General features: G+C 47.3%; 18 protein-coding genes and 1 other annotated feature. Of the genes, 2 read left to right on the plus strand and 16 right to left on the minus strand.

Translation table 11 applies throughout. The annotated features are described in order from the left end of the window. Window positions 1–37 precede the first annotated feature (37 nt). Complete coding sequence (locus MHI30_RS15010; RefSeq protein WP_075752031.1) at window positions 38–2,680, minus strand: valine--tRNA ligase; 2,643 nt, start codon at window positions 2,678–2,680, stop codon at window positions 38–40. 60 nt (window positions 2,681–2,740) lie between these two features. Next, window positions 2,741–2,973, minus strand: a binding site (T-box leader). 161 nt (window positions 2,974–3,134) lie between these two features. Between MHI30_RS15010 and MHI30_RS15015 the strand changes: the two genes are divergently transcribed. Beyond that, window positions 3,135–3,326, plus strand: coding sequence for a hypothetical protein (locus MHI30_RS15015; protein WP_020452457.1), 192 nt, complete (start codon window positions 3,135–3,137; stop codon window positions 3,324–3,326). Window positions 3,327–3,344: 18 nt separating this feature from the next. On the opposite strand, the gene ysxE is transcribed toward MHI30_RS15015, so the two are convergent. From ysxE to hemA, 8 genes are all read right to left on the minus strand, one after another. Then, window positions 3,345–4,367, minus strand: coding sequence for a spore coat protein YsxE (gene ysxE, locus MHI30_RS15020; protein ID WP_075752030.1), 1,023 nt, complete (start codon window positions 4,365–4,367; stop codon window positions 3,345–3,347). A gap of 27 nt (window positions 4,368–4,394) precedes the next feature. Then, window positions 4,395–5,948, minus strand: coding sequence for a LysM peptidoglycan-binding domain-containing protein (locus MHI30_RS15025; protein WP_075752029.1), 1,554 nt, complete (start codon window positions 5,946–5,948; stop codon window positions 4,395–4,397). A gap of 147 nt (window positions 5,949–6,095) precedes the next feature. Next, the gene (gene hemL, locus MHI30_RS15030; RefSeq protein ID WP_075752028.1) at window positions 6,096–7,391 is read right to left on the minus strand and encodes a glutamate-1-semialdehyde 2,1-aminomutase; all 1,296 of its coding nucleotides are present in this window, start codon (window positions 7,389–7,391) and stop codon (window positions 6,096–6,098) included. Between the two features lie 26 nt (window positions 7,392–7,417). Further along, entirely contained in the window at window positions 7,418–8,392 is a 975-nt protein-coding gene (gene hemB, locus MHI30_RS15035; protein ID WP_075752027.1) for a porphobilinogen synthase, read from the minus strand. 3 nt (window positions 8,393–8,395) lie between these two features. Continuing rightward, a complete protein-coding gene (locus MHI30_RS15040; RefSeq protein ID WP_075752026.1) occupies window positions 8,396–9,187 on the minus strand; it encodes a uroporphyrinogen-III synthase in 792 nt (263 codons plus the stop codon). Then, window positions 9,177–10,118 carry a hydroxymethylbilane synthase gene (gene hemC, locus MHI30_RS15045; RefSeq protein ID WP_075752025.1) on the minus strand — a complete coding sequence of 314 codons (942 nt, stop codon included), beginning with the start codon at window positions 10,116–10,118 and terminating at the stop codon, window positions 9,177–9,179. The genes MHI30_RS15040 and hemC overlap by 11 nt, the downstream gene beginning before the upstream one ends. A gap of 39 nt (window positions 10,119–10,157) precedes the next feature. Next, the gene (locus MHI30_RS15050; protein ID WP_075752503.1) at window positions 10,158–10,988 is read right to left on the minus strand and encodes a cytochrome c biogenesis protein; all 831 of its coding nucleotides are present in this window, start codon (window positions 10,986–10,988) and stop codon (window positions 10,158–10,160) included. A 5-nt stretch (window positions 10,989–10,993) separates the two neighbouring features. After that, on the minus strand, window positions 10,994–12,355 hold the full coding sequence (gene hemA / locus MHI30_RS15055) for a glutamyl-tRNA reductase (protein ID WP_075752024.1): 1,362 nt from the start codon (window positions 12,353–12,355) through the stop codon (window positions 10,994–10,996). Window positions 12,356–12,543: 188 nt separating this feature from the next. Between hemA and MHI30_RS15060 the strand changes: the two genes are divergently transcribed. Continuing rightward, window positions 12,544–13,029, plus strand: coding sequence for a hypothetical protein (locus MHI30_RS15060; protein WP_020452466.1), 486 nt, complete (start codon window positions 12,544–12,546; stop codon window positions 13,027–13,029). Between the two features lie 47 nt (window positions 13,030–13,076). Here the strand turns inward: MHI30_RS15060 and yihA are convergent, their stop codons facing one another. The 7 genes from yihA to leuD all read right to left on the minus strand — a co-directional run bounded on the left by yihA (window position 13,077) and on the right by leuD (window position 22,810). Then, on the minus strand, window positions 13,077–13,664 hold the full coding sequence (gene yihA, locus MHI30_RS15065) for a ribosome biogenesis GTP-binding protein YihA/YsxC (RefSeq protein ID WP_075752023.1): 588 nt from the start codon (window positions 13,662–13,664) through the stop codon (window positions 13,077–13,079). Then, window positions 13,661–15,985: an endopeptidase La gene (gene lon, locus MHI30_RS15070; RefSeq protein ID WP_075752022.1), complete on the minus strand. Its 2,325-nt coding sequence runs from the start codon at window positions 15,983–15,985 to the stop codon at window positions 13,661–13,663. The genes yihA and lon overlap by 4 nt, the downstream gene beginning before the upstream one ends. Before the next feature lie 216 nt (window positions 15,986–16,201). Then, window positions 16,202–17,857, minus strand: coding sequence for an ATP-dependent protease LonB (gene lonB / locus MHI30_RS15075; RefSeq protein ID WP_075752021.1), 1,656 nt, complete (start codon window positions 17,855–17,857; stop codon window positions 16,202–16,204). 180 nt (window positions 17,858–18,037) lie between these two features. After that, window positions 18,038–19,303, minus strand: a complete 1,266-nt coding sequence (gene clpX, locus MHI30_RS15080; RefSeq protein ID WP_003184083.1) for an ATP-dependent protease ATP-binding subunit ClpX — start codon at window positions 19,301–19,303, stop codon at window positions 18,038–18,040. 268 nt (window positions 19,304–19,571) lie between these two features. Next, entirely contained in the window at window positions 19,572–20,846 is a 1,275-nt protein-coding gene (gene tig, locus MHI30_RS15085) for a trigger factor (RefSeq protein WP_020452470.1), read from the minus strand. A 226-nt stretch (window positions 20,847–21,072) separates the two neighbouring features. Then, window positions 21,073–22,080 carry a DNA damage checkpoint antagonist DdcA gene (gene ddcA, locus MHI30_RS15090; protein ID WP_075752020.1) on the minus strand — a complete coding sequence of 336 codons (1,008 nt, stop codon included), beginning with the start codon at window positions 22,078–22,080 and terminating at the stop codon, window positions 21,073–21,075. Window positions 22,081–22,210: 130 nt separating this feature from the next. Then, the gene (gene leuD, locus MHI30_RS15095; RefSeq protein WP_075752019.1) at window positions 22,211–22,810 is read right to left on the minus strand and encodes a 3-isopropylmalate dehydratase small subunit; all 600 of its coding nucleotides are present in this window, start codon (window positions 22,808–22,810) and stop codon (window positions 22,211–22,213) included. Window position 22,811: the final 1 nt, after the last annotated feature.

The raw sequence follows: 22,811 nt of genomic DNA on the forward strand, positions 1-22,811 counted from the left end.
TAGAAAGACCTGGAAAACACCTCCTTTTTTCGTGTTATTAATTTTTCAATTCGGCGATTCTTTTTTCTACAGCTTCACGTTTTGCCGTATAATCGGCTTCTTTCGCCCGCTCTTCTTCAATGACATGTGCAGGCGCTTTTTTCATAAATCCTTCGTTGCTTAATTTCTTCTGAACCCGTTCAACTTCTTTCGTCAGCTTATCGAGTTCTTTTTGCAGGCGGCTGATTTCTTCCTCAATGTTAATCAGACCTTCGAGCGGCAAAATCAGCTCGGCGCCGGATACGACAGCGGTCATCGCTTTATCGACCGCTTGAATATCCGTTCCGATTTGAAGAAGGCTCGGATTCGTAAAGCGTTCCACGTACGAACGGTTTTCTTCAAGTCGTTCGGCGATTTCCGGCGTGCTTGTTTTAATATAAAGCTCAATCTGCTTGCTGAGCGGCGTGTTGACTTCGCTGCGGATGTTCCGTACAGCGCGGATGACTTCAACGAGAAGCTTCATATCCGCCGCTGCTTCGGTGTCCGTATATTCTTTAACAGCTTCAGGCCACTTGGCGACTGTAATGGATTCCCCTTCGTGAGGAAGATGCTGCCAGATCTCCTCCGTCAGGAAAGGCATAAACGGATGCAACAGGCGCATCGTTTGATCCAGCACATACGCTAAAATGGAGCGGGTCGTCTTTTTCGCCGCTTCATCTTCACCGTAAAGCGGAAGTTTAGCCATTTCGATGTACCAGTCGCAGAAATCATCCCAGATAAAATTGTAGAGATGGCGGCCAACCTCGCCGAATTCGTACTTGTCAGCCAGCTGTGTCACAGTTTCAATCGTTTCATTCAACCTTGTTAAAATCCACTTATCGGCAACTGATTTTTCTCCTGACAGATCAAGCTCTTCGTATGTCATGCCGTCCATGTTCATCAGGGCGAATCTTGATGCGTTCCAAATCTTGTTCGCAAAATTCCATGTTGACTCCACTTTTTCAAAGCTGAAGCGTAAATCCTGCCCCGGAGAGCTTCCCGTCGCAAGGAAGTAGCGCAGCGAATCCGCTCCGTACTTATCGATCACATCCATCGGATCGACGCCGTTTCCGAGCGATTTGCTCATTTTGCGGCCCTGGTCGTCGCGGATGAGCCCGTGGATCAAAACATCTTTAAACGGACGTTCTCCGGTAAATTCGATACCTTGGAAGATCATTCTGGATACCCAGAAGAAAATAATATCATATCCTGTGACAAGGACGTTCGTCGGATAGTAACGCTTGAAATCTTCCTCATCGATATCCGGCCAGCCCATTGTTGAAAACGGCCAAAGAGCGGAACTGAACCATGTGTCAAGAACGTCTTTGTCCTGCTCCCAGTTTTCGGCATCTTCCGGAGCTTCAGCGCCCACATAGATTTCCCCCGTTTCTTTATGGTACCACGCAGGAATCCGGTGGCCCCACCAAAGCTGGCGGGAAATGCACCAGTCGCGGATATTTTCCATCCAGTGCAGATACGTTTTTTCAAAACGGTCAGGGACGAAGTTGACTTTTCCTTCGCTTTTTTGCAATTCGATGGCGGCATCGGCAAGCGGCTGCATTTGCACGAACCACTGCGTTGACAAATACGGCTCAACGACTGCTCCGCTGCGTTCGCTGTGGCCGACCGAATGCGTATGCTCTTCAATCTTGAACAGCACGCCCTCTTCCTGAAGATCTTTCACGATCTGCTTGCGGCATTCAAAACGGTCCATGCCTTTATATTGAAGCGCCTTGTCATTCATTGTGCCGTCTTCATTCATAACGAGAATGCGTTCAAGGTTGTGGCGGTTTCCGATTTCAAAGTCGTTCGGATCATGGGCAGGCGTAATTTTGACGGCACCTGAGCCGAATTCCATATCGACGTAGTCGTCTCCGACAATCGGAATTTCTCTTCCCGTGATCGGCAGAATAACCGTTTTTCCGATCAGGTGTTTGTACCGCTCGTCTTCCGGATGTACCGCAACCGCTGTATCGCCGAGCATCGTTTCCGGACGGGTCGTCGCAATTTCAATCGAGCCTGAACCGTCTTTCAGCGGATAGCGCATATGATAGAACGCGCCTTGTACGTCTTTATAGATGACTTCGATGTCAGACAGAGCCGTTTTAGTGGCCGGGTCCCAGTTAATGATATATTCTCCGCGGTAAATCAGCCCTTTTTCATATAGCTTTACAAATACTTCGCGAACCGCTTTAGAAAGCCCTTTATCAAGGGTGAAACGCTCCCTTGAATAGTCGAGGCCAAGGCCGATTTTCGCCCATTGGCTGCGAATAAAATCGGCATATTCCTCTTTCCATTTCCATGTTTCTTCAAGGAATTTTTCGCGGCCGAGATCATAGCGCGTTTTTCCTTCTTCGCGAAGCTTCGCTTCTACTTTTGCCTGAGTTGCAATACCGGCGTGATCCATACCCGGCAGCCAGAGCACGTCATAGCCCTGCATCCGTTTCATTCTTGTCACGATATCCTGCAAGGTGGAATCCCAAGCATGCCCCAAGTGCAGCTTACCCGTCACATTCGGCGGGGGAATGACAACAGTGTACGGTTCTTTTTCAGGGTCGTTTTTCGCTTCGAAAAATTTGCCGTTCACCCAATAGTCGTATCTGTCTTTTTCAACTGCAGACGGATCGTATTTTGTCGGCATCGTCAGTTCTTGATTATCCATTTTCAAACCTCCAACAGTATTAAACGGCTGAACAATAAAAAAGAGCCCTCTCGATCCTGTTAAAAGGACGAAGAGAACTCTCTCGCGGTACCACCTTTTTTCATGAATGCAAAAAAAACGCATTCACGCACTTAAATGGGATAACGGGACTTTCCCGAATTTCTCTACTTTTTGTTCGAGAAATTGCGCTCCTGGGCGACCTTCCAAAAAAGACTGACTGGGAGCCTTTCAGCGAACCGGCTTCCCTCTCTGCAAGCGTCTGTTTTTGTACTCTTCCCATTCAAAGCGGGTGATCATTGACTTTTCAGCACGTACTTTTTCTTATATTACTAAATCTTTTTCATTTTCGTCAATCATCTTTTCCGTTTTTCTCTTGTTTTATACGAGACTGGGCCATGCACACAAGCTCCTTTTCCTCATATGATGCTGTAACGATAAGGAGAGGAGGCATAAGATGCGAAAAAAATTCAACACACATTCATTCCAGCCGTGGCTGAAGCAAGTCAGGCTTGTTGCTGTTCAAGTCGTCCTCCCGATCACGATCTTCCAGGGCATACGCACGATCATCTTTCCTACCACATTTGATGTCCTCCTTTTGGGCATTCTCATATTCCTTGCGTGCGCCTTTCACCTTGACTGGATATAGGCACGAAAAAAGTCCGCATCATGATGATGGGGACTCTGTTTCTTCCTGCAGTTTTCTGTTTTCTTCCGTCTCGTGAATGCTCATCACAAGCGGTTCGGCGTTTTTCATTTGCCAGTACGCCTTCAAAAGCGTTGTACAGGCTTCTTTTTCTCCGGGCCCCTTCTCAAGGTCGTAGCGGTTCAGCACGCCGAATACAGGCCCGGGGTAAGCCATATAGCTGAGGAATAAGCTGATTTCTTCCTCCCGCAAAGGATAGACATTGTGATACGTATAAAACCAGTTTACACATTCTGTGTACATAACGGGATTCGTCTTAAACATTCTTGTAAAAAATACGATGAGATCGTTCGCAGGGGGCCCGTGTCCCGCTTTCTCAAAGTTCGTAAAGTAACCCGTTCCGGTATCGTTATAGAGAAAATGCCGGACGGACAGCTGCCCGTGGTTTAAAACCATTCTGGAAGACTCTTTGTCTTTCATGGTCTCATACCATTCTTCAAGGCGGGCAAGCGCAAAGTCTGCAGCTGATATCGTCTCTTTGAAATACATGGCTGCCTGAAGCTGGAACGGGGACATATACCATTCGTTTTCCGCTCTTGAGATGAATTCTTCATATTTCTGTTTTTGCTGTTCCCATTTCCGTTTTGTCCGTTCATAGTGCCCGAGTATTTCTTCCCGTCTCACACCGAGCTCTTTTTCCGTCCGCTTGTGAAGAAGAGCGATTTCTTTAAACATATATTCGTGTTTTTGATCACGCTCTTCCTCTCTTTCAAGGGTAAGCCAAGGCATGAGATAACAGACATCTTCTCCGGCTTGCGTTAAAAATTCGCCCGTGCGGTTTCGATAGACGGGAACGAACTGCCTGTAGCCTTTTTCCTCCAGCATGATCATCTGTTCTGTGAAGCGGGCGTTTCTTGAAGCCGCCAATTTTTTCAGGGCGAATACACCGTGATCCGTATACACTTTCCATACCTTTGGACTGACCGATTCCATATATTCAGGCGTAAGACCGTACTCATTTAAAACAGACTGGATGCCTTCCATCGGCTTCACCACATTTTTATCAATGCATTAGGCATGGCTGTTTTGATAATCCGGTATATAAAGGATCTGTCCCTCTTTTAATTCCTCGTCAAGGGAAAGGGAATTCATCCGGATGAGCTGCTGGACGTTAATATCATAGCGCTCGCACAGAAGATCAATGGTATCGTTTTGCTGAACGATGCACATCCTCATTCGAGTAAACTCCTCCTCTCCCTGTTTTGTAAACAGCTTTGTCAAATAGAGAGCATTGTCATTCTCCTTCGCTGACACTTCCTGTTCGTCTGCTGCCGGCATCTCATCTCTTTCTTCTTCGGGCTCCGTCTGCTCATGAAACGAATATTCCGGGATTTCAATGGTATGTCCGGCTTCCTCTTCTTCATCAATCGCTTCTGCTTCCTGTGTCACTTCAACTTCAAACGTCTCAGGCTCCCTGTCATTCTGGTCTTCCTCCAAAAGAGGCGGAACACCGTAGAACGGGGTTTCTTTCGGTTGATCATGAGGTTGATAAGCCCTTTGGAGCGGCTCCGGCTCTTCTTCCGCTTCTTCCCTTTTTAACTCGTATTCTTCCGGCTCTGCTTCTTTCCCCTTTTTGAGCTCATATTCTCCCGGCTTTGCTTCTACTTTCTCCCTTTTCAGCTCGTATTCTTCCGGCTTTGCTTCCGCTTTCCCCTTTTTGAGCTCATATTCTTCCGGCTTTGCTTCTACTTTCTCCCTTTTGAGCTCATATTCTTCCGGCTCTGCTTCCGCTTTCCCCTTTTTGAGCTCATATTCTTCCGGCTTTGCTTCTACTTTCTCCCTTTTCAGCTCATATTCTTCTTCTTCCGGATGTTCAAGAGCGGCGTCTTTTTGATTTTCCATTTCGCGCTTCGAACGCTCTGCCGCAGACAAAGACGCTGTAAAAAACGGCTTTGCTTCCTCTGTATCGTCTCCGAGAAACGACTGGTAAATCGGAACCGCTTCCTCATCGGTATCATTTTCTTCTGCCTCTTCATACGGCTGTTCTTCGTCCTGCACTTCATAAGATCTGTCAAGCTGAATCAAAAATTCTTCCTCTTTACCCTGCTCTTCGTCGTCTGAAGGTGATCTGAAGGCAGGCTCGAACTCCTCTTCCGGCTGGACGGCCGCAGGCATAGTACGCGGTTCTTCTTCTCCCGCTTCACCGCTTACATTCAAGAGGCCTTCAATCGCCAAATCAGCTTGAATCGTCAGCATCCTCGCATCTGTCAGCTGATAATCGAAAGCGTCAATAAAAACAAATACGTCGTTTAAATGATTGACCTTGTCTTTCGGGATGGTGATATCCACTGGGAAACAATGCGTCAGCTCTGCGCTGCCGTCCCCTTTCAGCTTTACATCTTCCACAAATCGGCTTGTCGCAGGCAGCTGTGCATACTCCCGGGTTTGATCTATGTTGTATTCGCCTGTCAGCTCTAATGACCCTCTTATGGATACATAATCATTTACTTCCTGAACGGTAATGTCAGGGTCCAATGAAATCGATAATAATTCGGATACTTCCTGTCCTTTTTGAAAACAGATTGACTCTTCTACAGAAAATTGCAAACGATTGTTTTGCGGCAAACTGATATCCTCCCTTCACCTAATTTTTAAAATTAGATGTCAGTAAAGATGTATGAGAAAAGCAGGCAGAATATGAACAGAAAATCATAAGCCGTTACCGGCACCATGCAAAAAAGGGCCGCCGGCAATGTCCGGCAGCCCTTTTCTTTATCTGGAGCGGCTGATTCTTTCGAATACGCGTTCAGCAGCTTGAATCGTATGCTCAATGTCGTCATCCGTATGAGCGGTTGACAAGAAAAGCCCTTCAAACTGTGAAGGCGGGAGAAACACGCCTTCATCGGCCATCCCTTTATAATATTCGGCAAACAGTCCGAGGTCAGACTGTTTCGCTGTATCATAATTGATGACCGGTTCATTTGTGAAGAAAAAGCCGATCATAGACCCCGCCCGGTTAAATGTACACGGAATGCCATTTTTCTCTGCAGCTTCAGAAATTCCTTTTTCCAGACGGTCTGCTTTGCGGGAGAACTCTTGGTAGGATTCAGGAGTCAGCTGTTTCAATGTTTCGAGTCCGGCTGTCATGGCAAGCGGGTTGCCGGACAGCGTGCCGGCCTGATAGATCGGACCGCTCGGCGCAATTTTCTCCATGATTTCCGCCTTTCCTCCATAAGCGCCGACAGGAAGACCGCCGCCGATCACTTTTCCGAGGCAAGTCAAATCAGGCGTCACTCCGAAATAGCCTTGCGCACAGTTGTAACCCACCCTGAAGCCTGTCATTACTTCATCAAAAATCAGCAGAGCGCCATGCGTCTCAGTCAGCTCGCGAAGCCCTTCGAGGAACCCTTTAACCGGAGGTACGACACCCATATTGCCCGCGACAGGTTCAACGATAACGCCGGCAATGTCCTCTCCGAATTCCTGAAAGACAAGCTTCATGCTTTCCAGATCATTGTAAGGAACGGTAATCGTGTTTTTTGCAATGCTTTCCGGAACTCCGGGGCTGTCAGGGAGGCCGAGCGTTGCTACTCCAGAGCCCGCTTTAATCAGCAGGGAATCACCGTGTCCATGGTAGCAGCCTTCAAATTTCACGATTTTGTTACGGCCTGTGTATCCGCGCGCCAGCCGCAAGGCGCTCATCGTCGCCTCCGTACCGGAGCTCACCATCCGAACGATTTCTATGGAAGGAACGCGCTCGATGACAAGCTCGGCAAGCTCGGTTTCCAGTTGTGTCGGTGCACCGAAGCTTGTTCCGTGTTCTGCCGTTTTTTGAATTTCTTTCACCACTTTTTCATTGCTGTGTCCTAAAATAAGCGGTCCCCATGACAAGACATAATCGATGTATTCGTTTCCGTCAATATCATAGATTTTTGATCCTTTTCCCCGCTCCATAAAAATCGGGTCCATGTTCACTGATTTAAAGGCTCTGACCGGGCTGTTCACCCCGCCAGGCATGACTCGTTGCGCCTCTTCGAATGCCGCTTTAGACTTCTCATAGCTCCGCATCCTCTAAAACCCCCCAGTTCAAATTCTTATTCCGAAATCCATTTTGCCGCATCTTTTGCAAAGTACGTAATGATCAAATCGGCGCCCGCCCGCTTCATGCTTGTCAGCATTTCGAGAACAAGAGCTTTTTCTTCAATCCAGCCGTTTTGGGCCGCGGCTTTGACCATTGCATACTCCCCGCTTACATTGTATCCGACAACAGGCAGGTTAAATTCGTTTTTCACTTCTCTGACGATATCAAGATATGAAAGGGTCGGCTTGACGATCAGGAAATCGGCGCCTTCTTCCACATCGGATTTTGCCTCCCGGAGAGCCTCCCTGCGGTTGGCATAATCCATTTGGTACGTCTTGCGGTCGCCGAACTGCGGGCTGCTTCCCGCGGCATCGCGGAACGGGCCGTAAAATGCGCTCGCATATTTTACAGCGTACGACATGATCGGCACATTTGTAAATCCTTCCTGATCAAGCGCATCCCTGATGGCGGCAACGAAACCGTCCATCATGTTTGACGGCGCAATAATGTCAGCGCCTGCACGGGCTTGGCTGACAGCGGTTTTTGCCAAAAGAACGAGCGATTCGTCATTTAATATTTCACCGTTTTCCACAAGGCCGCAGTGACCGTGGTCCGTGTACTCGCATAGGCACGTATCTGCGATAACGACAAGCTCAGGAAAGTCTTGTTTAATTTGTGCAATCGCTTTTTGAACGATGCCGTGGTTGTGATAGGCTCCGCTTCCCACATCATCTTTGTGTTCAGGCACGCCGAAGACGATCACAGATTGAATGCCGAGGACTGCGACTTCCTCAATCTCCTCTTTCAGCCGGTCCAAAGACAGCTGGAACACCCCCGGCATGGACGGAACTTCGCTTTTAACGTTCTCTTCCTCGGTTACAAATATCGGATAAATGAAGTCAGATGCTCTTAACTCGGTTTCTCTTACCAAATTTCGCATACCTGCTGTCGTCCGCAGGCGGCGGTGTCTTTGAAATGATGCTTCCATTTGTCATTCTCCCTTTCTTGAAATGCGGCATATTTCGCGCAGCATTCCGTCGATTGTATAGACGTCCGGCATATATGAAGGAATTCCGTAGTCCGACAGCGCCTTCTTTGTCATAGGCCCGATCGTAATAAAAACCGTACCGTTCTTTTCGGCCCACGCTCTGCTCTCCTCCTGCAGAATGGACATGAATGTATGTACCGTCGAGGAGCTGGTAAATGTCACAAAATCAAAAGACGCGTGTTTTGCTGCTTCCTTCAGCTCCAGAATTCCCATTTCATCACGAACGGTTTCATACAAAATCCATTCCGAAACTTGAATTCCGAGCGGAGTGAGAGTTTTCTTGATCACATCTCGGGATAAATTCCCTTTTAAAACGGCCACTTTATCATGACGGCCGGCATTTTGTTTGAGTGCCTCCGCCAAATGTTCAGCCACGTATAACTCAGGCATCAGATCGACAAAAAGACCCCTGTCGCGCAAATACCTGGCCGTTTTTTCACCGACAGCGGCAACCTTCGCCTTTGATGCGAAAGGAACGCTGAACCCGGCATCCTTTAAATAAGAAAAAAAGAATTTTGCCCCGTTCACGCTTGTAAAAACAAGCCAGTCCGCGCTTTCAAGATCTGCTCGAAAGCGTCGGGCCTGTTCCGGCGGGAGAGCGGGCCGAAACGAAATCAATGACGTTAAAACAGCTTCTCCGCCCAAAGCCTCCACCTTTTCCTTGAAAGATTGGGCTTGCGCTTTATTGCGGGTGACGAGCACTTTCTTTCCCTGTAAAGGAAGATCATGCTTCATTGTCTTCCAGCTCCTGTTTCACCCGGTCAATCAGTGCCTTTGCTCCTTTTTCCGACATGACCGCCGCGCATTCTCTGCCGACAGCCTCCGGATCTTTTCCTTTTACTGTTTCTCTGTATGCGGTTTTTCCGTCAGGCGATGCCACAAGACCGGTCAGTTCGATGACGCCGTCTTCGTCCATCGTCGCAAATCCTGCGATTGGCACTTGGCAGCCGCCTTCCATCGCATGAAGAAAAGCGCGCTCGGCCGTGACGGTCAGCTGTGTGTAGCGGTCGTTCAGGCGCGAAAAGAGGGACAGCAGCTCCTCATCCGAGCCTCTGCACTCGATCGCCAACGCGCCTTGCCCAACGGCGGGAAGGCAGCTCTCTGGATCAAGAAATTCGCTGACGACATCGTCCTTCCAGCCCATTCTTGACAGGCCGGCCGCTGCTAAAATAATCGCGTCGTAATCTTCGGTTTCAAGTTTTTTCAGCCTTGTATCGATATTTCCCCTGATCCACTTGATCTCAAGGTCGGGGCGCATTTGCAAAAGCTGCGCGCTTCTTCTGAGGCTGCTCGTGCCGATAACCGCACCTTGTTTCAGGTCGGCCAGCTTTTGACGGCCTTTTGAAATGAGAACGTCCCTGGCATCTTCCCGTTTTGGAATGCAGCCGACCACCAGCCCTTCGGGAAGCGCCGACGGCATGTCCTTCATGCTGTGAACGGCCATATCAATTTCCCCGGAAAGCATCGCCTGTTCGATTTCTTTGACGAACAGGCCTTTCCCGCCGACCTTTGACAGCGTAACATCCAAGATCCGGTCGCCTTTTGTAACGATTTCCTTTATTTCAAACGTGAAATCCGGATTTAATTCCTCCAGCTTTTTGATCACCCATTTTGTCTGGGTCATCGCCAATTTGCTTCTTCTTGAGCCTACAATGATGTTTCTCATGTTTTCTTCCTCCCAATCCGTCACGGGCAACCGTTTTAACTAACTAAACCAATGAAATTGCGAAAAGCTGCCGAGCAAAAAGAAATTGATTAAAAGAACAAGAAAAGACGCGGCATTCCACATGGCCGCGATCCTTCCCTGCAGCTCTTTGACAATCCTGATAAATAAATAGTATCCGTATAAAAAAAGCAGGACGATCGATCCGAGCACTTTCGGATCGGCCCAGTACAGGGTTTCAAGCGATACATACGACCAGATAATCCCCAGAATCAGACTCAGCAAAAGCATGGGAACGCCGATGAGATTGAGGACATAAGCCATATGATCAAGTTTTGGCAAATCTTCGATTCTCAAGAGCCATTTCCCCCACTTTTTCTTTTTCAATAAGCGGTACTGAAAAAGATACAGCACGGAAAAGACAAACGACAATGAAAACGCTCCATACGAAAGAATCGCCATTGTAATATGGATGATCAAGAGCTCGGACACGAGCCTTCCCGAAAGCTCCGCGGACTGCTGCGCCGTCGGTGTAAACGTGTGAATCGCCGCCATTGAAAAGCCGATGAGATTGGTGAAAAAAACGAGAAATTCCACTTTCAAAAGCTTCGTCAAAACGAGAGACAGCGTGACAAGCACCCACGCGTAAAAATAAAGCCCCTGCGCATTATTCAAAACAGGAAACTGATCTGTGTACTGCATGAAATAAAAAAGGTATACCGTCTGGAGAATCCAGACAATAGAAAGCAACCAGAAGGCCGCTTTTCCCGCCTTCCGGTTGTGCTGTAAAAAGTCTATAAAATAAAAGAGAACGGTGAGCGCGTACAACACGATTGTAACTTCGTTAAGCCTTGCTAACAATGTGTCTGTCATGTCTGTCACTCGCTCGCGATAGAAGTCAAACCCTGCTGGTTTTGCCGCTTAAACGCATGAACCGGCTGGCGTTCGTCTTGTTTCTCTCCGTCAGGAAAAGCCGCTTCTTCAATATCAAAAATCTGCGTAAACAGCGCAAGCTTTTCTTCGGCATCAGCTTCTGACGCAAACTCCTTCACTTTTAAAATCGGGTCGCGCAAAAGCTGGTTGATAATGCTTTTCGTATGCTTGTTTAAAAGTTTTTTCTCTCTTGTGCTCAAGTGAGGGAGCTTCCGTTCGATGCTCTGCATCGTTTCCGCCTGGATTGTCAAAGCTTTTTCCCTGAGAGCAGAGATGACCGGCACGACGCCGAGCGTATTCAGCCATTGTTTAAAAGCGACGATCTCAGCTTCAATAATCAGCTCCACTTCTTCAGCAACGGCCTGACGCTCCTTCAAATTTTCTTCCACGATCCCTTCAAGATCGTCAATATCGTACAGAAAGACGCCTTCCACTTCGCTGAGAGCCGGGTCAAGATCCCGCGGCACGGCAATATCCACCATAAAAAGCGGACATCCTTTGCGAAGCTTATTGACATGTTCGATCATCTCTTTTGTGACGACATAGCCGCTGGCGCCCGTTGAACTGATGAGAATGTCGGCTTCCATCAAAGCGCATTGCAGCTCATTTAAGCTTTTCGCCGCGCCTGAAAAACGGCCGGCAAGCTCCTTCGCTTTTGAAAATGTTCTGTTGATCACGGTAACCTGTCCGATTCCGTGGCCGTGCAGGTTTTGAACCGCAAGCTCCCCCATCTTGCCCGCACCGAGAATCAGCACGTGTTTATCGGAAAGGTCGCCGAAGATTTTCCTTGCAAGCTCGACGGCTGCATAGCTGACAGATACAGCATTTGAAGCAATATCCGTTTCGGCATGGCAGCGCTTCGCGACGGTGACCGCCTGCTTAAACAAATAGTTGAAAACGGTACCAATTGTCTTCTCTTCCTGAGCCAGCTTAAAACTTGTACGCACTTGGCCTAAAATCTGCGTTTCTCCAATAACCATCGAATCCAATCCGCACGATACGCGGAACAAATGTTCAACGGCTCCGTCGTTTTCATAAAACTTCAAGTAAGGCGAAATGTCCTCTTTACTAAATCCGAACCAGTTCGCCAAAAACATTTTCATATAATAACGTCCGGTGTGCAGCTGATCAACGACTGCATACAGCTCTGTCCGGTTGCATGTCGACACGATGATGTTCTCAAGTATGCTTTTTTCTTCTTTCAATTGCGACATCGCCTGCCCCAGCTCATCCGGCTGAAAGGTTAACTTTTCACGTATATCAACAGGGGCTGATTTGTAATCCAATCCCACGACAAGTATATGCATAACTCTTGCTTGCACCCCCAACATCTATCTAAATTAGAATGATTATAATATAGAATTTATTATTCAAAACGATTATAACATATATTCACTATTTTCTCTTCCCAAAATGTGAACAGATTTTAAAAAATTGATGTGATATAGTAGAAAATGTGTTTCTATTTCTTTCACTACATCAAGAAGGTGATACTTTGAAAAAGAAATCTGTTTTGCTTCCATTGCTGTTGATAGCCGTGGCTGTCTACGCCTTTCTGCGGTCGGGCCGGATCAGCCTGTTTGACGGACAGGAAGAATGGTCTGTACTTGCGGGGCTCATCGGGCTGGCTCTTTTTTATCAGGGGCAGAAGGAAGCCGATTCCGCCCATTCCTTTGCCGGGCTCTTCATGACAGCGATCGGCGTTTATTTCACATTTAAAGAGGACTATTTCAGCCGCGCGGATGATTTTGCGGTCATCGTGCTGATCCTCGGTGCGGCGCTTCTTGTCAAATCGTTTAAGACGAAAGAATATCAATATGAGAGTCTGCTGATGATCGCTGTCGCCCTCTATCTTTACTTTTTCCGGCAGATTGCCGCCTGGCTGAAGACGGCGAATATCGAGACGGCATATGTAGAAGCTTATTGGCCGGCCGCTTTTATCGCGGTTAGTCTGCTTTTATTATTCTTAAAAAGAAAATAGTTTATTCAAGAAAAGCACTTGCATCAATCCCGCAAGTGCTTTTTCTTTTATCTCGCGATCATTTGCTCGATCGCCGACCACGCTTCTTGTTTACCCTTTTTCGTCTCGGAGGAAAACAAGATGAGCTTGTCTTCTTTTTCTATATTGAGCGTCTCTTTGACGACTTTGGCATGCTTTTCCCATTTACCTTTAGGGATTTTATCCGCTTTTGTCGCAATCACGATCACAGGAATTTCATAATGCTTTAAAAAGTCGTACATCATGACATCATCCTGTGAAGGAGCATGCCTGAGGTCGACAATTTGAACGACCGCTTTCAGTTCTTCGCGGGATGTCAAATACGTCTCTATCATACGGCCCCAAGCCTCGCGCTCCGTTTTGGAGACTTTCGCAAATCCGTAACCGGGCACATCGACAAAGTGAAGGACATCGTTAATGATATAAAAGTTTAATGTCTGTGTTTTGCCCGGTTTTGATGATGTCCTCGCTAAGTTTTTACGGTTGATCATTGTATTGATAAATGACGATTTTCCGACATTAGATCTCCCGGCAAGGGCGATTTCCGGCAGTCCCCCTTCAGGGTACTGCTCGGGTTTCACCGCACTGATGACAATCTCTGATTTCGTTACTTTCATTTCTCTTCTCCTACTAGCGCATGCTTTAGAACTTCGTCCAGGTGAGCGACGGGAATGAAGGTTAAGCCTTCCCGCACGCTGTTTGGAATGTCCTCAATGTCTTTTTCATTATCTTTCGGCATAATGACAGTCTTTAAGCCGGCACGGTGTGCGCCGAGCGCCTTTTCCTTCAAGCCGCCGATCGGAAGAACGCGGCCTCTTAACGTGATTTCGCCGGTCATGCCGACATTTCGTGAAACAGGTCGGCCCGTCAGCGCCGAAACAAGAGCTGTCGCCATTGTGATCCCCGCGGATGGGCCGTCCTTCGGAACTGCCCCTTCCGGCACGTGAATGTGAATATCGTGTTTTTCATGAAAATCAGGGCTGATGTTCAACTCTTCCGCTTTTGAACGGACATAGCTGAATGCGGCTTGTGCCGACTCTCTCATGACATCGCCGAGCTTTCCGGTTAAAATGAGCTTGCCTTTCCCGGGGGAAAGAGACACTTCGATGGACAGCGTATCTCCGCCGACCGTCGTGTAGGCGAGACCTGTGACAACGCCGATCTGATCGTCGAGCTCAGCCTGTCCGTACCTGAACATTCTTTTTCCTAAATAGTCTTCAAGGTTTTTGTCCGTGACCGTAATTCTTTTTCTTTCCCCTGATACGATCAGCTTTGCCGCTTTTCTGCATATCGCTGCGATTTGGCGTTCAAGACTTCTGACGCCGGCTTCCCTCGTATAATAGCTAATAACATCCAGGACAGCCTGCTCCCGTATTTGCAGATTGGATTTTTTCAGACCGTGTTCTTTCAGCTGTTTTGGAAGCAGATGGTCTTTGACGATTTCGACCTTTTCCACTTCCGTATAGCCCGCGATCGTGATGATCTCCATACGGTCTCTGAGCGGACCGGGGATTGTGGCCAGGTTGTTCGCGGTTGCAATAAACAAAACCTTTGATAAATCAAACGTCTCTTCAATATAATGGTCGCTGAACGTATGGTTTTGTTCAGGATCGAGCACTTCCAGCATCGCTGAAGCAGGATCCCCCCTGAAATCCGAAGCCATTTTGTCAATCTCGTCCAAAAGGAACACGGGATTGTTCTTGCCTGCTTTTTTCATCCCCTGAATAATGCGGCCAGGCATGGCGCCTACATATGTGCGGCGGTGGCCGCGGATTTCAGATTCATCCCTCACGCCGCCAAGGGAAATGCGGACAAATTTGCGTCCGAGCGATTTGGCGATCGATTTGGCCAGCGAGGTTTTTCCGACACCCGGAGGTCCGGCCAAGCATAAGATCGGCCCTTTTAACGAGCGGGTCAGCTTTTGGACTGCCAAATATTCGAGAACCCGTTCTTTCACTTTTTCAAGGCCGTGGTGTTCTTCATCAAGGATTTGACTGGCGAGATTTAAATCAAGCCTGTCTTCTGTCGCATCGTTCCACGGGAGGGAAATAAGCCATTCAATATAATTGCGGATGACAGAGCTTTCAGCTGAGCTTGACGGAATTTTTTCGTACCGGTTCAGCTCTTTAAACGCGGTTTCTTTCACATTGTCAGGCATGCCGGCCTGTTCGATTTTCTCAGTCAGCTTTTGGACCTCGCCCGTTTTTCCTTCTTTATCGCCAAGCTCTTTTTGGATGGCTTTCATCTGCTCGCGCAGGTAATACTCCTTTTGCGTTCTTTCCATTGAACGCTTGACGCGCTGCCCGATCTTCTTTTCAATCTCAAGGACTTCTTTTTCGTTGTGAATCAGGTCGATCACTTTGTTTAATCTGGCTTTGACATCGATTGTTTCCAGCACTTCCTGCTTGTCTTTCAGCTTAAGCGGCAGGTGGGACGCGACGATATCGGCCATTCTTCCCGGCTCTTCAATATCTGTCACAGCGGCAAATGTTTCAGCCGATATTTTTTTCGAAATCTTTATGTATTGATCGAAGTGGTCAAGCAATGTGCGCATGAGTGCTTCATCTTCAACATCTTTTTCAGTCTCTTCATCGATTCGTTCGATTTTTACAGACGTATATTCATCTAAATCATGATACTCAAGAATGCGGGCGCGCTGCAGCCCCTCCACCAAAACGCGGATTGTTCCGTTCGGCAGCTTGAGCATCTGCTTGATTTTCGTATAGGTTCCGAATGTAAAAATCTCGTCTTCATCCGGTTCGTCTATGGATATATCCTTTTGTGTTGCCAAAAAGATCATATGGTCATTCATCATCGCCTGTTCAAGCGCCTGAACCGATTTTTCACGTCCGACGTCAAGGTGCAAAACCATCGTCGGATAGACGAGTAAACCTCTTAAAGGGAGGAGCGGGATGTTTCGTTTCGTTTCATCTGCCATTTTGACTGACACCTCCGTAACTTTAGTATGAACCATTATAATATACTTTTTTTATCCCTGTACAATTGTAAGCCCGGCGAAATAAAAAGGGTCTCCTGTAGTATACCCTTTCTTTCAGTTCTGAAAAAGGAAAAGATGTCCTCCGCTAAGAAAACATGCCGGCGCCTGTCGGAGAAAACCGGCCCGAAAAAAATCCCCATCTGAAACGATGGGGATTTATACGGATTCTCTTTTCATTTGAGCGCCGTCAGGCATTTCTGAAGGAGGGTTGACCAATGCAAGGTCCAGCACTTCCTGCAAGGTTTTGACGGGAATGATATGTACGCCTTCTATCCGCTTTAAAATCGACTGGACATTTTCGTGCGGAATAATGACCGTTTTTGCCCCCGCATGCTTGGCCGCTTTGATTTTCGGAATCACGCCGCCGATCGGCTTTACCCGGCCGTTCAGGCTGATTTCCCCTGTCATGGCGACAGTATGGTCTATCGGAACCTTATGAATGGCGGAGAAAATACCCGCCGCCATTGCAATTCCTGCAGATGGTCCGTCAACCGGGATACCGCCGGGAAAATTCACGTGAATATCATAATCCGAAGCTTTTACTCCCATTGTCCGCAATACAGTCATGACATTTTCGACCGATCCTTTCGCCATGCTTTTCCGGCGGATCGATTTTGACTGGTTGCCGATATTCTCTTCTTCTGCGATGCCTGTGATATTAATCGATCCCTTATCAGCAGCCTTGTTGACTGTGACTTCAATTTCGAGCAGCGAACCGCTGTTAGGGCCGTGGACGGCAAGTCCGTTGACGATGCCGATCTGCGGTTTGGAGGCGATTTTTTGTTCGTATTTCGGTGTCAGCTGGCTCGAATGGATCACCCATTCGATATCTTCAACCGTCACCTCGTCGCGCTCTTCAGTCAAAGCCATTCCGGCGGCGATTTGCATCATATTGACGACTTCGCGGCCGTTTCTCGCATACCGCGTCAACAAGTCAAGTCCTTCCTCTGCGACTTTCTTCTGAATCTTATCAGCCGCTTTTTTGGCGACCGTTTTTAATTCTTGCTTTTCAAGGTCGCGGAAAAACACTTCCAGACATCTCGACCGAATCGCTGGCGGGATTTCGTCAGGCATCCTCGTCGTCGCGCCGATCAGTCTGAAATCCGCCGGCAGCCCGTTTTGAAAAATGTCGTGGATGTGTTTGGGGATTTGCGTGTTTTCTTCACTGTAATAGGCGCTTTCCAAAAACACTTTCCGATCTTCAAGCACCTTCAGCATTTTATTCATTTGAATCGGATGAAGCTCTCCGATTTCGTCGATGAATAATACCCCGCCGTGTGCATGCGTAACGGCTCCCTGCTTTGGCTGAGGAATTCCGGCCTGCCCCATCGCTCCGGCACCCTGATAAATCGGATCGTGGACCGAACCGATCAACGGGTCGGCGATTCCCCGCTCGTCGAAACGGGCCGTTGTCGCGTCAAGCTCGACAAAGACGGAATGTTCCTGGAACGGTGAGCGCTTGTTCTTTTTCGCTTCTTCGAGGACAAGCCTTGCAGCTGCCGTTTTCCCCACACCTGGAGGGCCGTAAATAATGACATGCTGCGGATTTGGTCCGCAAAGGGCGGCTTTCAGTGCTTTAATGCCGTCCTCTTGGCCGACGATGTCTTTAAAAGCTGTCGGCCTCACCTTTTCTGATAACGGTTCTGATAAATGGATTGATCTCATTTTCCGGAGCTGTTCCATCTCTTTTTTGGACTCTCTGTCTATCGTAACCTTTTGGGTTCTTTGATTCTTGAGCAGATTCCAAAAATATAATCCGATGATGATCCCGAAAAATAGTTGTACAAAAAGTGCAATGCTCGTCCAGCTCAACTGATGGTCCCTCCTGAAATGGTTTCGTATCTTGAAGTATGTCAGATAGTATTTCCTGATCAGGGAGGGAATAAACGTACAGAAAGGGATAATTTCGCTTTTCAAACCGTCACTTTTTTCTGTATACCGACGGTTTCCGAATGCAAAAAGAACCTCCTTTTGGCTAGGAGGTTCTCTGCATTATGCTGAAGTTTTTTTGTCTTTATTGACGACCGTGCCGTCTTTCATAATGAGACGCGGCGGTTCGCCGTCAGTGACGGTTTTGCCTGTAATCACGCATTTTTCAATATCCTCGCGGGACGGCAGATCGAACATCACGTCAAGCATGATTCCTTCGATAATGGAACGAAGTCCGCGTGCTCCTGTTTTACGTTCAATTGCTTTTTTGGCGATTTCTGTGAGCGCTTCGTCTTCAAATACAAGCTCCACATCATCCAGCTCAAGCATTTTTCTATATTGTTTAACAAGTGCGTTTTTCGGTTTTGTTAAAATTTCAACCAGCGCTTTTTCATCGAGCGGTTCAAGGCTTGCGATGATCGGGAGACGGCCGATGAATTCAGGGATCAGCCCGAAGCGAAGCAAGTCTTCCGGAAGCACTTTGGAAAGAAGCGCTTCTTTTTCAAGATCTTCATGCTTGTTGTCAGAGCCGAAGCCGATGACCTTCTGACCGAGACGGCGTTTGATGATTTGCTCGATTCCGTCAAAAGCTCCGCCGCAAATGAACAGGATGTTGGTTGTGTCAATCTGGATGAATTCTTGATGAGGATGCTTTCTTCCGCCTTGTGGAGGAACACTTGCAACCGTACCTTCAAGAATTTTAAGCAGAGCCTGCTGAACGCCTTCACCTGATACATCGCGTGTAATCGAAGGGTTCTCAGACTTTCTCGCCACTTTATCGATTTCATCGATGTAGATAATGCCTTTTTCCGCTTTTTCAACATCGTAGTCAGCAGCCTGGATCAGCTTAAGCAAAATGTTCTCCACATCTTCACCGACATAGCCTGCTTCAGTAAGCGAAGTGGCATCCGCAATGGCGAACGGCACATTCAGGATGCGGGCTAGCGTTTGAGCAAGAAGCGTTTTTCCGCTTCCAGTCGGTCCGATCATGGAAATATTACTTTTTGACAGCTCGACATCATCGACTTTGCTGTTCGAATTGATCCGCTTGTAATGATTGTAGACAGCCACGGCAAGGGATTTTTTTGCCTGGTCCTGGCCGATGACGTATTCATCAAGAATCTCGCGGATTTCCTTTGGTTTCGGAACATCTTTGAACTCCACTTCTTCTTCAGAGCCGAGTTCTTCTTCTACAATTTCAGTGCAAAGTTCGATGCACTCGTCACATATATATACGCCTGGTCCGGCGACAAGCTTGCGTACCTGATCTTGTGTTTTGCCGCAAAACGAGCATTTTAATTGTCCTTTTTCCTCGTTGAATTTAAACATTCTTTCACCCCTTATATCCTTGTCATTCCTGTTTCTTCGTTAAAAGAAACATCGCTTGAAAACATTCGTTCCATTATGTATTGCATTTTACCACACTTTCCAAAAAGGCGATAACGTTGTGTTTGCCGTTCGGCATATTCAATATGTATGTTGATCAAAACGACATTATCTATCCTTTCCCAAAGAAAAGATGATAAGTCAAAATTGTATAAAACAAGGCACGAAACATTCGCGCCCTGTTTTATATAAAGTATGATTATGAAACATATTAACGGTTTTCTACAAGAAAATCAATTGCTTTGCGAACTTTTAAGTCCTCTTTCATTCCTTCTGTAGAACCGATTGCTTGTTTGATGTTTTCAACAGGCATGTTGTACGCTTCAGCCATTTTAGAAAGCTCTTCTTCGACTTCTTCGTCAGTGACTTGAAGGTTTTCGGCTTTGGCGATCGCTTCCAGTGTCAGGTTGGATTTTACGCGTTTTTCAGCATCCTCTTTCATTTGCTCTTTCAGCGCGTTTTCATCCTGTCCTGAGAATTGGAAGTAAAGCTCAAGGTTCATGCCCTGCATTTGCAGACGCTGTTCGAATTCTTTCATCATGCGGTCAAGCTCTGTGTCGATCATCGCTTGAGGAATGTCAGCTTCAGCGTTTTCAGCTGCTTTCACGACAAGCTCTTCGCGAAGTTTAGCGTCCGCTTCGTTTTCTTTTGCTTCCTCGAGACGTTTTTTCGTTTTTTCAGTCAGCTCGGCAAGCGTTTCAACTTCCTCATCGACATCTTTCGCAAACTCGTCATTAAGCTCAGGAAGCTCCTTCGCTTTGATTTCGTGGATTTTCACTTTGAATACGGCAGGTTTGCCCGCAAGCTCTTCCGCATGGTATTCCTCAGGGAATGTCACTTCTACGTCTTTTTCAGCACCGGCTTCAAGTCCGACAAGCTGATCTTCAAAGCCTGGAATGAAAGAGCCTGAACCGACTTCAAGGGAATAGTTTTCCGCTTTTCCGCCTTCGAACGCTTCGCCGTCTACGAATCCTTCGAAGTCAAGAACAACAGTGTCCCCTTCTTCCACTTTGCCGTCTTCTTTTACAACGAGTTCAGCCTGGCGCTCTTGAAGAGACTTCAGTTCGTTTTGAACGTCTTCATCCGTTACGGCAGTGTCGTCTTTTTCAATGCCAAGGCCTTTGTATTCGCCAAGTTTCACTTCAGGCTTAACCGTTACCTTCGCAGTGAAGATCAGGTTTTCGCCTTTTTCGATTTTTTCCACATCGATTTCCGGGCGGTCAACAGGCTCAATGCCCGCTTCCTCTACCGCTTTCGGATACTCGACAGGAAGCAGGATGTCCAGCGCATCCTGATAAAGCGCCTCAACGCCAAAACGCTGTTCAAACAAACCGCGCGGCACTTTCCCTTTGCGGAATCCAGGAATGGATACTTGCTTTACGACTTTTTTAAATGCATCATCAAGGGCTTTATTAAAGGTATCGGCATCTACCTCAACCGTTAAAACGCCTTCGTTTCCTTCTTGCTTTTCCCATTTTACTGACATGTGTTTCCCTCCAAAATCTATTCAGGTTGTGTCGGTTTTCCATTTTAAAACAAGCAAACGGCTACGTCCATCGCAAGCTGCCGACTGTGTGCAGCTCATGTGTTTCTGACAGCCATCATTATGTATACAAAGATAAATAATGAACCTTAAGCGGCAAACGGAACAGCTTCCGTTTTTCACAAATGCAACCACTATATTATAACACAATGCCCGCTGCTTTCAACATTTACAAATAAGAAATTTCTTCTATGTCTTTGATGAGCGCGCAGGCCTCGTCAAGCTGTCTGTCATTGAATTCATAGAGAATATGAAGCTCCTCTTTATCGATGTCGATCCCGTGCATCTCGTATCCGACTTTATGCAGCGCGGCAGCCCAGAGCTCGCGGTTTGAGTATTTCGGCTGAAACGGGTAGAGGACGTAAATATGTCTTCTCCACAGCTCTTCGACCGCTTGGTACAGCGTGGGATTTTCATTCCCCAGCGTGTCATCGAGCACGCTCAGAACATGCTTTAATATCGGCATATCATCCGGCTTGACCGTCTCTGTCGGATTAATTGTCATCGAATCGCCAAATTTTGCGACAAGCGTCGGCTTTTCATGGTCTGACTCGGCCAAAAGCTGAAGAATCATCGTTTTTACGACAGGATGCGCGCTCGGATTTTGCAGAATCGTTTTCAACAAGCCGATATAGCTTGTCAGATTGCGGTCCTTCAGTCCGTGAAGAAGCTTAACCTGCTCTTCCGTGTCATTCAAAAGCCTTTCCTGATCAACCTCCTCCGTCTCGGGAAGGTCTTCGGTGATGTCCTCAGGTCTGGGGTCTTCCGTCATCTTGCGGCTGAAATCAAGCAGTTTATAAAACTGTTCCGCGCTTTCAGGAGGCAGCTTGTTTTCTTCGAGTACAGCTTCAATCGTTTCTTTTACTTTTTCGTATTGTCTGAGCTGGATTAAAATCGTCATATAGACTTGTAAAACGGTAAAATAATGGCCGTGGCCTTCTTTCAGCATTTTTTCGCAGATGCCTTTCGCTTCTTCAAGCTCGCCGATTTCCAGCAGGCAGATGGCCATTCCCAGGTAAATATCCGATTCCTCGTCATCATAGCGCTTCGCTTCAGAAAACAGCCTGAGCGCTTCGTGGTAATTCTTTTCTTTGAGCGCGGCCATCCCTTTGTGCACTAAACGCTCCTTAACGTTCGGGAACGGGATGATCTTCGAGTTTTTCTTGTCATGCTTCATTTCTAAGTTCCTTTCAGGCACTTATTTTTTAACAAGTGTATCAACCCGGCCCGCTAAACACAAGAAAGAACCGGCGGCAGTATGCTTCCGCCAGCAAAAAAAAGCCTCCGATCTACATCGGACAGCTTTTTTATGCTTGCAGCCAAGAACTTCTCTGTTTCTCAAATTGTTCGATTTCTTCTTCAAGGAGCAATGTTAAAGAAATTTCATCGTAACCGTTCAGCAGCATCTCTTTCCAATGCGGATCGACCTCAAAGGCAATCTGCTGCCCGGCGTGGTCTGTTATCGTCTGTTTTTCGAGATCGACAGTCATCGGCAAAGATTGATACTCATACTGTTCAGCAAGCTCTTTCCACGTCTCATAAGGAAGGCGGATCGGCAGCATGCCGTTTTTAAAACAGTTTTGGTGAAAGATATCGGCAAAAGACGGCGCGATAATGATTTTAAATCCGTAGTCGTCAAGCGCCCATGGCGCGTGTTCCCTTGAAGAGCCGCAGCCGAAGTTTTCGCCGGCGATTAAAATTGAAGCGTCTTTGTATTCCGGCCGGTTCAGCTCAAAATCAGGGTTGGGATCGCCGTTATCCAAATACCTCCAGTCAAAGAAAGCAAAACGTCCGTACCCCGTTCTTTCGATCCTCTTTAAAAATTGCTTCGGAATGATCTGGTCCGTGTCTACGTTGATTCTGTTTAGCACCGCCGCTATTCCGGTATGGGTCTTTAATGGCTCCATC

It is taken from the genome of Bacillus sp. FSL L8-0528, assembly GCF_038593085.1.
Lineage (GTDB): Bacteria > Bacillota > Bacilli > Bacillales > Bacillaceae > Bacillus > Bacillus paralicheniformis.